The organism is Pacificibacter marinus (assembly GCF_018860505.1).
GTDB lineage: Bacteria > Pseudomonadota > Alphaproteobacteria > Rhodobacterales > Rhodobacteraceae > Celeribacter > Celeribacter marinus_B.
The window spans coordinates 175,518-187,553 of the sequence record NZ_JAHKPU010000018.1 but is presented as its reverse complement, the minus strand read 5'-3'; the positions used below and the strand labels follow the sequence as shown (position 1 = coordinate 187,553).

16 protein-coding genes, 1 tRNA gene and 1 pseudogene are annotated in these 12,036 nt (G+C 53.2%); 7 read left to right on the top strand and 11 right to left on the bottom strand.

Annotated features, from left to right (window positions below; all coding sequences use genetic code 11):
- Together KO503_RS04885 and KO503_RS04880 are read right to left on the bottom strand one after the other, a co-directional pair.
- Positions 1 to 685: pseudogene (locus KO503_RS04885) on the bottom strand (hypothetical protein); the annotation flags it as partial.
- 160 nt (positions 686 to 845) lie between these two features.
- Entirely contained in the window at positions 846 to 1,850 is a 1,005-nt protein-coding gene (locus KO503_RS04880) for a hypothetical protein (RefSeq protein ID WP_215990442.1), read from the bottom strand.
- Positions 1,851 to 1,955: 105 nt separating this feature from the next.
- Between KO503_RS04880 and KO503_RS04875 the strand changes: the two genes are divergently transcribed.
- Complete coding sequence (locus tag KO503_RS04875) at positions 1,956 to 2,369, top strand: hypothetical protein (protein WP_215990441.1); 414 nt, start codon at positions 1,956 to 1,958, stop codon at positions 2,367 to 2,369.
- Positions 2,370 to 2,456: 87 nt separating this feature from the next.
- Here the strand turns inward: KO503_RS04875 and KO503_RS04870 are convergent.
- Positions 2,457 to 2,540, bottom strand: a tRNA-Tyr gene (locus KO503_RS04870).
- Between the two features lie 133 nt (positions 2,541 to 2,673).
- Here KO503_RS04870 and rlmB point away from each other — a divergent pair.
- From rlmB to KO503_RS04855, 3 genes are all read left to right on the top strand, one after another.
- A complete protein-coding gene (gene rlmB / locus KO503_RS04865) occupies positions 2,674 to 3,453 on the top strand; it encodes a 23S rRNA (guanosine(2251)-2'-O)-methyltransferase RlmB (protein ID WP_215990440.1) in 780 nt (259 codons plus the stop codon).
- Between the two features lie 124 nt (positions 3,454 to 3,577).
- Positions 3,578 to 4,048 carry a YHS domain-containing (seleno)protein gene (locus KO503_RS04860; protein WP_215990439.1) on the top strand — a complete coding sequence of 157 codons (471 nt, stop codon included), beginning with the start codon at positions 3,578 to 3,580 and terminating at the stop codon, positions 4,046 to 4,048.
- Positions 4,049 to 4,285: 237 nt separating this feature from the next.
- Positions 4,286 to 4,732 (top strand): CoA-binding protein, encoded by a 447-nt coding sequence (locus KO503_RS04855; protein ID WP_215990438.1) that lies wholly within the window; start codon positions 4,286 to 4,288, stop codon positions 4,730 to 4,732.
- Here KO503_RS04855 and KO503_RS04850 read toward each other — a convergent pair.
- Genes KO503_RS04850 through KO503_RS04835 form a run of 4 tightly spaced genes read right to left on the bottom strand, consistent with a single transcriptional unit; the run spans position 4,724 to position 6,926 of the window.
- Positions 4,724 to 5,251: a YcxB family protein gene (locus KO503_RS04850; protein WP_215990437.1), complete on the bottom strand. Its 528-nt coding sequence runs from the start codon at positions 5,249 to 5,251 to the stop codon at positions 4,724 to 4,726. The two genes, KO503_RS04855 and KO503_RS04850, sit on opposite strands and share 9 nt — an antisense overlap.
- Positions 5,252 to 5,274: 23 nt before the next feature.
- Positions 5,275 to 5,592: a phosphoribosyl-ATP diphosphatase gene (locus KO503_RS04845; protein WP_215990436.1), complete on the bottom strand. Its 318-nt coding sequence runs from the start codon at positions 5,590 to 5,592 to the stop codon at positions 5,275 to 5,277.
- Between the two features lie 11 nt (positions 5,593 to 5,603).
- Entirely contained in the window at positions 5,604 to 6,401 is a 798-nt protein-coding gene (gene hisF, locus KO503_RS04840) for an imidazole glycerol phosphate synthase subunit HisF (protein ID WP_215990435.1), read from the bottom strand.
- Positions 6,402 to 6,452: 51 nt separating this feature from the next.
- Positions 6,453 to 6,926, bottom strand: coding sequence for a DUF2867 domain-containing protein (locus KO503_RS04835; RefSeq protein WP_215990434.1), 474 nt, complete (start codon positions 6,924 to 6,926; stop codon positions 6,453 to 6,455).
- A 192-nt stretch (positions 6,927 to 7,118) separates the two neighbouring features.
- Between KO503_RS04835 and KO503_RS04830 the strand changes: the two genes are divergently transcribed.
- A complete protein-coding gene (locus KO503_RS04830; RefSeq protein WP_215990433.1) occupies positions 7,119 to 7,577 on the top strand; it encodes a DUF302 domain-containing protein in 459 nt (152 codons plus the stop codon).
- 55 nt (positions 7,578 to 7,632) lie between these two features.
- Here KO503_RS04830 and hisA read toward each other — a convergent pair whose 3' ends face one another.
- Positions 7,633 to 8,355 (bottom strand): 1-(5-phosphoribosyl)-5-[(5-phosphoribosylamino)methylideneamino]imidazole-4-carboxamide isomerase, encoded by a 723-nt coding sequence (gene hisA, locus KO503_RS04825; protein WP_215990432.1) that lies wholly within the window; start codon positions 8,353 to 8,355, stop codon positions 7,633 to 7,635.
- Positions 8,356 to 8,508: 153 nt separating this feature from the next.
- Between hisA and KO503_RS04820 the strand changes: the two genes are divergently transcribed.
- A complete protein-coding gene (locus KO503_RS04820) occupies positions 8,509 to 8,919 on the top strand; it encodes a DUF2147 domain-containing protein (protein ID WP_215990431.1) in 411 nt (136 codons plus the stop codon).
- Positions 8,920 to 8,940: 21 nt separating this feature from the next.
- On the opposite strand, the gene KO503_RS04815 is transcribed toward KO503_RS04820, so the two are convergent.
- The 3 genes from KO503_RS04815 to hisB form a co-directional block, all read right to left on the bottom strand.
- A complete protein-coding gene (locus tag KO503_RS04815) occupies positions 8,941 to 9,870 on the bottom strand; it encodes a glutaminase (RefSeq protein WP_215990430.1) in 930 nt (309 codons plus the stop codon).
- A complete protein-coding gene (gene hisH, locus KO503_RS04810; protein WP_215990429.1) occupies positions 9,858 to 10,496 on the bottom strand; it encodes an imidazole glycerol phosphate synthase subunit HisH in 639 nt (212 codons plus the stop codon). The genes KO503_RS04815 and hisH overlap by 13 nt, the downstream gene beginning before the upstream one ends.
- A gap of 66 nt (positions 10,497 to 10,562) precedes the next feature.
- Positions 10,563 to 11,150: an imidazoleglycerol-phosphate dehydratase HisB gene (gene hisB, locus KO503_RS04805; RefSeq protein ID WP_215990428.1), complete on the bottom strand. Its 588-nt coding sequence runs from the start codon at positions 11,148 to 11,150 to the stop codon at positions 10,563 to 10,565.
- A gap of 279 nt (positions 11,151 to 11,429) precedes the next feature.
- Between hisB and KO503_RS04800 the strand changes: the two genes are divergently transcribed.
- Positions 11,430 to 11,927, top strand: coding sequence for a hypothetical protein (locus KO503_RS04800; RefSeq protein WP_215990427.1), 498 nt, complete (start codon positions 11,430 to 11,432; stop codon positions 11,925 to 11,927).
- Positions 11,928 to 12,036: the final 109 nt, after the last annotated feature.

Below are 12,036 nucleotides of genomic sequence, written 5' to 3'. Positions count from 1 at the left end.
CAGTCTCAGTCTCAGTCTCAGTTTGAGGGGCGCTCAGCACGTCGGGGGAGGGTGCGATGTCCGTGTCTACGGCTGCAGATATGGTTTCAACCGGGGCAGAATCTGCCACAGGAGGGACAGCCGTTTGCGTCGTGCCGTAGAGCGCCAAAATATGTATGGCCGTTGGGTCACGATCAATTTTGGTATTGGTCCCGATCAGCGCGTCAGCCGCCGCAGCACGGCCAAAGAAAGGCTCTGCGTCAAACGTGCCGTTCTCTGGGATGGCGACAAAGCACAACGGGTTAAAACGGTGTTCGCGGGCGAAGGCTTCGGCCTCCTCCAGTGTTTCTTGCGCCACCACGGCGATTTGCAAACCGTCCTCGGTGACGTTCCAGTCATAGATCAGTTCGTGCAACGCATAGGGCGTGGCGCCGATCAGCGCGTCTTCGATGGATTTTTTGCGCTTGGATGTGTTGCGTCCTGGATCTGGAATGGTGCGGTACAAAATTTGGCTGTTGGGAATCACTAATTTTGTGGATAGCCCAGACGATGCGATGGCTGTTGCGGTGCTGCGCAGGCGCGACAACGCTGCGTCCATGGCTGGGTCTTCTAGCGATACATCGCCCATAACATGCCAGCCGCTAGACGCGCGGTGCAGCAGCGAAATGCCTGTATGGGTGAAATTCAAAGCAAAATTTGGCTTCATACTCTTGGCGTAACCTGATTGTGCCGCGCAGAATGCGGTCCGTGACTGTGCTCAACAACGCTACCCTAAGGCCGCGCGCATGCAAAGAAAAACCGAACTTTTTCACTTGGCGGTTTGTTGCGGATATGCGGGCCATCGGCACCGCAAGCCACAATCTCGCTTAACGCATCCACATATTTGCTTTTTTGATACGATTGCGGATCATCTTTTCACGGCGGGGCAGGTTGTCGCGGTCAAACATATCGCGAATTCTATCCCCTTTATTTTGAAAGACGATGCGCTTGATCGGCTCGTATTCTTTGAGCACTTTTTTGATCCAATTGGGTTCACAGGCATGGCGCAGCTTGGTGACCACGTCGTCACTTTCGCGCGCGAAAAGCAGCGGGAAAGTGCGGTAATGGCACGATATAGCCCCATCCAGCGTATTTTCAGGCAAGGTGCAACGTTCACCGCCGAAAGAATGGATCACAAGCGGCAAGGCGACTTGGTCAAGCCAAGGGTCATAGCTTTGCAACATGGCTGCCGTGGGCGGATTAGCTAAGATTTCTGTGGCATATTGCGTGAAGCGTTCGCCAAAAAGTTTCGGGCATTTGTAAAAGAAAAAGCCCGCATTGAAATACATGTAGCGTTTCCAATACTCGTCTGGCTGGGTCAGATCGAGGGTCGATTCGAATTCCAATCCGAATTTATCGTAGAGAGATTTCCAAATCTCGCCATAGCCCGGACCGTAAAGTTCGATTTCTGGCCAAGTGCCTTCGGCTTTGAGTGAGGCACATGGGCGATCAAAATCAAACGGCACGCTGGACACAGGGCCTGTGATCAATGTGTCTGTGTCAAAGAATACAAAGGGTTCGCCTTCGGGCAGGGCTTTGAGCGCTTCGATTTTATTGCCGTAAGGGTATGACTGGCCGAAATGCACTGTCTCAAATGGCAAGATTTCAGCACCAAGGCGTGCAAGGGCCGCGAGCAAATCTGTCTGACGAATCCGCGGGTCGCCGTTCCATTTGGGGCCGGGTTGTGGTTCTGCGATAAACAAGCGCCCTTTAAAATCAGGATCGTTTTGGCGCAACGAGGCGGCAAACAAAAGCGCTTCATACATGAGGCGACCGTTTTGGCCGATCACAACAATGTTGAATGAATTTGGCTTTTTAGACGTACCTGTCATACTGTGTATCATCTCTCGGATCAGGGCCACATTTGCTTTAACTATAGGCTGATTTATCCCTATTCGAAAGACGACAATTGTTACCTTATGTAAAAGGATTTTTGTATGAGACGTTTTCTGCCTATCGCATTGGCGCTTGGGATGATTTCGCCCGCTTTTGGGGCAAATTTCACGACGGCCGCCGAAGTGAAGCCAATTTTGCAAGCGACCAAAGCCAATTGGATTGCGGTCCGATTGTATGAAGGACGTGACCTTTTGTATTTCACCAACCTTTTGGCGTGGCGCTGTGGTGTGTCCAAGATTGAATACGCGGTCAATGGTGGCGATATGGTCGAATTTGCAGCTGAGCCTTGCTACGTTGACGAAGCACAACCCAATGGACTTAAGGTCGAGGGGCTTGAGGCGATCTTGGTCGCTTTTCCCCCTGAAACGGTCGAATCGGTTGAAGTACGGGTGACTTATGACGACGATACTGTTGAAAACGCCAGCTATGAACGCGCGGCCATACAGATCAACTGATCTATCCTTACAGATCAGGTGGTCCGTAAACCGAAAGCGGTCCACCACTGTCTCATCGAAAACATGAATATTTTTTAAGAGAGTAAATGGTGGGCGACCCTGGAATCGAACCAGGCGTGGGTCTCCCCGGCGGAGTTACAATCCGCTGCCGCACCTTGCAGCCCGTCGCCCACTCGGATGCGTTAGCATCGTTGTGTGCGGGGTGGATACAAGTGCAGTGGGGGGGCGTCAACAGGAAAATTGCTTGTATCTCAACAAACAGCAAGGCAAGGAAGGGACGCAGGCAAAAACGGGATATCTGGTCATGAAAAAACCCCAATGGGTCGTCGAAAAAGAGCAACACAAACGCAAAGCCGCCGCAGCAACGGTTTGGCTCTTTGGATTGCACGCGGTGCGCGATGCGTTGCGCAACCCTGATCGCGAAAAGCTTAAGCTGGTCGTGACCAAAAATGCTTATGACAGATTGGCCGAAGACATCGATAAATCGGGCATGGATCCAGAAATCGTTGAGCCGCGCAAGTTTGACGTGCCTATCGATGCGCAATCCGTGCATCAAGGCGCGGCTTTGGAAGTCAAACCTTTGGCTTGGGGCTCTGTCTCCGAAATTTGTCTGGGTGCTGGCGAGGGCGTGCCAACGGTTGTTTTGCTTGATCAAGTGACCGATCCGCATAACGTGGGCGCGATTTTGCGTTCTGCCGAAGTGTTCGGAGCCGAAGCCGTGATTGCCACCGCGCGCCACGCCACGCCAGAAACAGGTGCGCTGGCGAAAACGGCCTCAGGTGCGTTGGAACGTCAACCTTATGTGCGGGTGCGTAATTTAGCCGACACGATGACCGAATTGCAAAACATGGGCTTTGTGTGTCTGGGCTTGGATGGCACGGCCGAGGTCGAGTTGGATGATGCCTTGGCGGACCTGTCTGGTCGCCCTGTCGCGCTTGTGATGGGGGCCGAAGGGCCGGGGCTTCGTCAAAAAACCAAAGAAACCTGTGATGTCTTGGTTAAAATTCCCTACAAACGCGATTTCGGCTCGCTCAATGTGTCGAATGCTGCCGCTGTCGCGCTGTACTCTGCGTCCAAACGCTAAATCAGCACCCCGTTATCGCCGCGTGTTATAACGGCGGGTAACGCTAGGTCACGCTTGCGTTGGGGGGGCTTCTCTTTGGCCTCCTCAAGCCTCATCCTTTTGTCAGAAACAAAAGGAAATCACTATGATCACACGTCGCTCGTTACTCGCTCTTGCCATTGTCCCCGTTGCCGGTGCTGCTTTGGCCCCTCTTGCCAGCTTTGCTGGTGATACCGCCTCGATGAAAATCTACACCAAAGACGGCGTTGCCATTCGCGGGGCTGATCCTGTCGCCTATTTTACTGAAAATGCTTATGTACAAGGCGATGCGGCCCATGCCGCTGAATGGGCTGGCGAGGTCTGGCATTTCTCATCCGCTGAAAACAAAGACAAATTCGTGGCCGACCCAACAGCCTATGCGCCTGAATTTGGTGGCTATTGTGCTTATGCTGCGGCCAAAGGTGGTCTGGCTGACGGCGACCCTGAGGCTTGGACCATTCACAACGGCAAGCTGTACCTGAACTTTAATAAAACAGTGCGTACTATTTGGCTGGAAGACACGGATGCCAACATCGCATTGGCCGAAGCCAATTGGCCTGAATTGAGCAAGCAATAAGGGACAGGTTTAGAAACAGTCTGTTGATCACGGGCGTTAACACTGCGTTCACGAATGTATTACATGCTCTTTAACAAGACCCGATGAGACCTAAGTATATCAACAGACGCGCACTGGAACCCGCGCGTCGCTTCTATGTCCCTCGTTCCACACTCTGCCCGAGCCGTTTCCCCTGGCTCGGGCTTTTTTATATGGATCGCGGGTGTTTTTTCTCAAAGCCCACACTATCTTTATAACATGAGCCATGTAGATCGTCTGAATGACCCCGACATCGCACGTATCTTAACGTCAACACGTGTGATCGCGATGGTCGGCGCCTCGCCGCGCCCTGAGCGCGCGTCCAATCGCGTGGGTAATTTTCTCGCGGCGCATGGGTATAAAGTGATTCCCGTCAATCCGGGGCAGGCGGGCAAGGAACTTTTTGGCCAGACATGCGTGGCCTCGTTGAGCGATATTTCTGAGCCTGTTGATATGGTTGACATCTTTCGGCGCTCAGAGCATGTTTTGCCTGTGGTCGAAGAGGCTTTGGAATATTTGCGGGGGCTGAAAACGATCTGGATGCAGCTTGATATCACCAACGACAAAGCTGCCGCGCTTGGGCGTGCGCAAGGGGCTGAGGTGGTGATGGATCGCTGTCCTAAGATTGAAATCCCTCGTCTTGGCCTTTTGCCGGTCTCAAGCTGATGCTTTGGCCGCTTTGATCCAGCCTTGAATGGTCTGCAACGTTTCCAATTGCGCCTCTTTGGACGCGAAAGCGGTCTTAGGGATGGTCACAAAGTGTGCCTCCGCAATCAAAAGTGCAATGCCCTGTGATGTGTTCTGCGCATCTATAAATGCGTCCCAGCGCACACGGTGCAGCTCAACAGCGCTTTCTTGGGTAAAGCCTTTTTCATTAAGGGTATAGGCCGTGGGCGTCACAAAGGTCTTGGCGTTTTGAATGGACTGATTAAGCTGAATGCGCTTTTGCAACAGCACCCACATGAACAACATTAGGCTCATCATTGCCAAAATAGGTGAGATTCTGATCATCCACATCGGCAAGCTGTTTGGCCAAATGTAGAACACAGCAGGCGGACCAAGGGCGCAGAATGGAAACCACAGGTATCGTAAACGATACAGCCAAGAACTGCGGGTTCGCATGATCTCTTTACTGCCTTTATACATGTCGAAATCGTTAGGTTTGGCGACAAAGTTTAAGGGCATGTGGCTGATCTCATTCTGTGGGATTAGGTTTTGCGTGCGGCTTTTTCAGCGATCCCAGACACGCCAGCACGGCGATCCAGTTCGTCCATAACCTCGCCTAAGGTGATGTCGCGCGCGGCCAGCATGACACCGAGGTGATAAATCACGTCTGCGGCCTCATAGGTCAAATTCTCACGATCATTCTTGGCGCAGGCAATAATAGCTTCAATACTTTCCTCACCAAATTTTTCAGCGCATTTGTCAGCGCCTTTGGCTAGCAATTTTGCAGTCCAAGAGCTGTCAGCGGCTGCAGATTTACGGTCTTCGATGGTGGCCGCAAGGCGTTCAATGGCATGTGTCATAAGATTATTCCCTAGTTAAGCCGCATCGGAATGCCTTTGGAGGCCATATATTCTTTGGCTTCTTGAATGGTGTGATCGCCAAAGTGGAAAATGCTTGCGGCCAAAACCGCTGACGCATGGCCCTCAACGACCCCTTCGACCAAGTGATCCAAATTTCCAACTCCGCCAGAGGCAATCACCGGCACATTGACCGCATCTGCAATGGCGCGAGTCATTTTGAGGTTAAAGCCAGCCCGCGTGCCGTCGCGATCCATAGAGGTCAGCAGGATTTCGCCCGCGCCTTTGGCAGCGATCAATTTGGCAAATTCCACTGCATCAATCGGATTGCCGTCTTGATCAAGTGCCGCTTTGCGCCCGCCGTGGGTGAAAATGCCCCATTGGTTCGGGACGCCATGCTCATCGGTACCAATGGTTTTCGCATCAATCGCGCAGACAATGCACTGTGACCCAAAGCGATCGGCAGAGCGCGCGATGACATCAGGATCAGCCACAGCCGCAGAATTGAACGAGACTTTGTCGGCCCCAGCCAGCAGCAAATCGCGCACATCGTCAGGCTTGCGCACACCGCCGCCGATGGTCAAAGGCATAAAGCATTGCTCTGCCGTGCGGGTGGCCAAATCAAACATCGTGCCGCGATTTTCATGAGTGGCCTTGATATCGAGAAAACAGAGCTCGTCTGCACCTGCCGCATTATAAGCGATGGCCTGTTCCACAGGATCGCCTGCGTCAATTAAATCAACGAAATTGACGCCTTTGACGGTGCGACCTTCGGCAACGTCAAGACAGGGGATGATGCGGGTTTTAAGCATGGGGCAAATCCGAATGTAAGCGGTGTTGCCCTGTCTTTACTTGGCTCGCGCCTATGATGCAATTGTCGCGGTGTCTTTGTGGCGGGCAATGCGTTTTATACAATCGCGCACGATCAGCACGTGAAAGGGCATGATCAGCGTCAAATAGGCGCGCCCCAGAGTGTTGTCACGATGCACCCATGTGGCCATGTGGATGCGATCATCATGGCGGACAATTGAGATGCGAAAGTTAAGATGGCTGTCGTCAGCGCCAAGGATCAATTGATCCGCATCTTCATAGGTGATGGGAAACAGCGTGCCTTGCCCCTTACCAATATCATCTGTTTTCAATCCCAAAGGCCTTACGATGGTATTGCGCAACGTCATCAAAGCCGTGGCCCATTTCGGCATTGATAGCCCGACCTTGGCGGCGTCTTTGGGGGACATAGACGAGGGGACAGAATAATTGTCGATGAAGTCCCCGTTGATGTAGGAGTCCCAAATTCTAGCGTGCTTGGGGTGCGGCGGTGTGGTGATCTTTGTCATCTGACAAGCTTTCGTTGCTGATGTTGCGCAGACAATCATACAGGCGTGCAGCCTTCAATGAGGCGCGTTGCCACGCAAGAAACCAAGAGCATTTGCGACAGCAGAGATCCGCGCCATGACAAAAACGTGATTGGTCAAGACATCAGCTATCCCCTTGAAGTGGCCATGTTAATTTTATTCAGGAGAACTGTTATGAAAACGCGAATTTTGACCGCCACAGTGGCCACAGCTTTATCACTTGCTGCTGCGCTGCCTGCCGCTGCTGCTGATTTGATTTCAGTGCCAAGCCACAAGACCGTATCCGAGACTTTGGATGCTTTGGAAGTGGTTTTGGGCAACGCAGGTGCCACTGTCTTTGCGCGTATCGATCACGCGGCAGGGGCGGCCAGCATCGATGCGGAACTTCGCGACACGCAAGTGTTGATCTTTGGCAATCCAAACCTTGGCACGCCAGCGATCCAAGCCGACCAGCTTGCGGGCTTGTACTTGCCGCTCAAAGCTATGGCTTATGAAAATGCTGAAGGTGACGTTTTCTTGACCTATGAAGATCCAAAAGACACGCTTGCTGATTTGAACATTCCAGCGGATGCGCCTTACGTGGCGATGATGCAGGGCGCTTTGGGTAAATTGACTGCAGCGGCCGTTAAATAATACAGCCGCCGCATGGGGCGTGACAAAACCCTATAAAACAGGTGCTTTGCGGAGGTTATCCGCGCAGCACGTTTAGGGCCTCACCCAAATCAATAGCGCCGTCATAAAGTGCGCGACCTGAAATGGCACCGTTGAGTGGCGCGCCACAGGATTTCAGCGCGCGCAGATCGTCCAAAGACGACACACCACCAGAGGCAATCACAGGAATGGAAACCGCATTGCCAAGCGCGGCTGTGGCCTCAACATTCGGGCCTTGCATCGCGCCATCGCGGTTGATGTCGGTATAAATGATCGCCGCGACGCCTGCGTCTTCGAATGATTTTGCCAAATCCGTAACGTTAACATTGGTTTCTTCAGCCCAACCTTTGGTCGCGACCATGCCATTTCGTGCATCGATGCCTACGGCGACGTGACCGGGAAACGCGCGGGCGGCTTCGCGCACAAGATCGGGGTTTTCCACCGCAACAGTGCCAAGGATCACACGCTGCAAACCTTTGGACAACCAGCGTTCAATCGTCGCCATATCGCGAATGCCACCACCAAGCTGTGCGGGGACTTTGCACTGTTTCAAAATTTCCTCGACAGGGGCTGCGTTGACAGGCTCGCCCGCAAAGGCACCATTGAGGTCGACAAGGTGCAGCCATTCACAGCCTGCGTTGACGAACTCAAGCGCTTGGGCGGCTGGATTGTCATTGAACACTGTCGCTTGATCCATTTCACCTTTGTACAGGCGCACGGCATTGCCGTCTTTGAGGTCAATTGCGGGGTAGAGGATCATGGCAGAGGCCCTTTCATAAATCTGTTGATGTCCTTTTGCATGAATGCATGAGAATTGCAAAGATGTGCTGTATCGAGATTTTCCCCAACGTCAGACTTGCTTGAACAAGACACGCCCCTCAGGATCGTTGGAATAAAAGGGAGGATTGAGAAAATGCGTAAATTCGGTTTGATTTCGCACGCAGTGTTCGGGCTTGGAGCCCTCGCGCTTATTGTGCTTTCTGCCCCCGCGATGGCCGCTGATCCCGTAGAGGGGCTGTGGCAAACGCAGGTGGATGACGGGGCTTTTGCCTATGTCAAAATAGCGCCTTGCGGGGATAAAATTTGCGGCCATATTGCGCGCACCTTCAACGATACAGGTGAATATAAATCGCCAAACATCGGCTTGAAATTGGTCTGGGACATGAGCGCGGCGAGCGGCGGTGCCTATAAAGGTGGTCAGATTTATCAGCCCTCGACAGGCAAGACATTCAAATCCAAAATGACTTTGAGTGGGGATAGGCTCAACGTGTCGGGCTGTGTCGGGCCGATTTGTAAAAAACAAACTTGGGCGCGGGTGAAGTGATCGGGGCGCGTCGGGCGTACCCTAGTTGAACACGGACCAATCTTGCGCTTTGGCCAAGGCTTCCATCGCTTCTGTGCCCAGTTTTGAATTGCCATAGCTGTTTAGGCCTGGTGACCAGACCGCGATCGAGGCCTTGCCGGGGGCTATCACCAAAATGCCTCCGCCCACGCCTGATTTTCCCGGCAGGCCCACACGAAAGGCGAAATCGCCAGAGCCATCATAGTGCCCGCAGGTCATCATCAGCGCGAGGATGCGCCGCGCACGGGTTTTGGACACAAGGCGCGGGCCAAGCCCTTTAACGCCACCTAGCAAAAAACGCCCTGCACGGGCCAGTTGTAGGCAAGACATATCTATAGCGCATTGATGGCAATAGGTGCCCATGGTCAGTTGCGGATCGTGGCTAAGATTGCTGTGCGATTTCATGTAATGAGCCAGCGCGAAATTGCGATCTGCCGTTTCCATTTCACCGCGTGCCACCGCATCGTTGATGTGAATATCGTGATCTTCGGCAGCATCACGCACGAACCGCAGCAACCCGCCCAAGGCTTCTTTCGGGGTGGACCCTTGAAGATAGGTGTCGGTGGTGACGATCGCGCCCGCATTGATGAACGGATTGCGTGGACGGCCATTTTCGCGCTCAAGCAACATGATGCTGTCAAAGGCCAAACCAGAGGGTTCGCGGCCCACGCGAGACCACAGGCTATCGCCGACTTTGCCTAAGGCCAAAGCCACGGCAAAGACCTTGGAAATCGATTGGCTCGAAAAAGGCGTCAGCGCATCGCCCGCGTGAAATTCACGCCCATCGGCCAAACACACCGCGATGCCGAATTGATTCGGGTCCACATTGGCCAAATCGGGAATATACTGGGCCGTTGTGCCGCGATCGGGATTTTGCCCAATCGTTGCGGTGATGTGGTCCAGCACCTCTTGCATGGGGTCTACGGCTTCCATGCCAAGAAATTGGCGATGATGCGCAGGCCAGCGGCTTGGCTTTTCTCAGGGTGAAACTGACAGCCAATCATATTGTCTCGTCCGATGATGGCTGTGATGTCGCCCGCGTAATCCACATGCGCCAAACGGTGCGCAGGATTGGCCACACGCACATGATAGGAATGAACGAAATAGGCGTGTTCACCTGTGGTGATGCCATTCAAAACAGGGTGAGGGCTGTCGATGACCAGATCGTTCCAGCCCATGTGCGGCACTTTGAGCGCCTTATCCGCGGGGTCGATATGCACCACATCGCCGCCGACCCAATCAAAGCCTGAGGTCTCGTTGTATTCATGGCCTGTGGTGGCCATCATTTGCATGCCGATGCAAATGCCCATAAACGGCGCCGCGTTTTGGTTGACCTGCTGCTCAATCGCCTCAAATAGGCCTGTGTGATCAAACAAATGCGCTTTGCAGGCTGGAAAAGCCCCATCGCCCGGCAGAACGATGCGATCGGCGCGTGCCACCACATCAGGATCAGAGGTGACGACAACCTCGCCGGCATCTGTTTCGCGCGCCATGCGCTCGAACGCTTTTTGCGCAGAATGAAGATTGCCGCTGTCGTAGTCTACAAGTGCTGTGAGCATGATAATCTCAAGTCAAAATTTGTGGGAGCGCGATAGCAAAGGGCCATTTTCGCGCGTGATGCTGTGTTAGAGCATGCCTTTTGTTGACGGCAATGAATTCGCCATACGCGGGTCAAATTCCACGGCCATGCGCAGGGCTTTCGCCACGGATTTGAACGCGGCTTCGGCGATGTGGTGGCTGTTGATCCCGTGCACCTTGTCGATGTGCAGGGAAATGCCGCCGTGGGTGCTGAGCGCTTGGAAAAACTCGCGCACGAGTTCTGTGTCAAAGGTGCCGATTTTTGCCGTTGGAAAATCTAGATTCCACACCAAAAAAGGCCGCGCAGACAGATCCAACGCTGTGGCCACTTGGGTGTCATCCATCGCCAAAGCGAAGTGCCCGTAACGGTTCATGCCCTTTTTATCGCCGACAGCTTTTGTCAAAGCCTGCCCAATCGCGATGCCCACGTCTTCGACGGTGTGGTGATCATCGATATGGGTGTCACCATCCGCGCGAATGGTCATGTCGATCAACGAGTGACGCGACAATTGATCCAGCATGTGGTCAAAAAAACCAACGCCAGTTTGATTGTCATAGGTGCCAGTGCCGTCGAGATTGATCTCGACGCTGATTTTTGTCTCGGCTGTATCGCGGGTAATGGTCGCTGTGCGCATTGAGGGTCTCACTTTGTGATTTGAGGCGTTTATAGGCCGCAAATGGCGATAGGCCAAGCGCTGTTGCTTGGCTCATGGGGCACGCGTGACGTCAAAGATGGCAAAAGCGCATCGAAGAGAGGGGCGGGGGGCATTCGAACCCATTGGCTGTTGGGAAGTCTCTGCATTTGAAACCGCGCGAGGCGTTTGCCCTTAGTTCGTAGGAATGCTCTGACATTAAGACTAAGTTAAGCAAGTTTTTGTTAAATAAGATTGAAGGATTTTAACTGGAGAGCGCCTTTGAGACTGCTCATTATGCATGGTGAGATTGAAACCACGACCCGTTGGCAAGTCGCTTTCGGGGCGCGGGGGCATCATGTCCGTCGTGCGCGCAGTATCGACAGTGCAGAACAACAGTTGCGTGAGGATCGTTTCGATCTTTTGGTGTTTGATTTTCTTGTGGATGGGCATAGTTGCTTGTCGACGGCGCTTTTGGCGCAGTTTCATCAGCCTCATATTGTGTCGGTTTTGGTCTCAGCGCGGGCGCCAAGGATTCAAGGCGATATGTTTGCCCGTCTTGCTAGTCTGCGCTGCGTTTTGGGCGATGAGATTTCTGTCAGTGATTTGGTTGCGATCTGTGAAGAACTCACCAAAGGCGTGACGCCACAGCAGGTTGAAGCGTTTGAACGCGACAGGGGGAAAGGCGAGTCTCGTTTGGCCGCTTTGGAAGCACTCTATCGCGGGCGCAGCCGCGCTGATCCCGATGTTCCTAACAATGGCCGTGGGCTTCACGCTTAACTCTGTTTGTTGGTGTGTTTTCAGATATGATGTTGATCTCAAGAACAAAAAAGGCCGCCCAAAGGCGACCTGATTTTTGTTCTTTTGTTTGGAGCGGGTGAAGCGATTC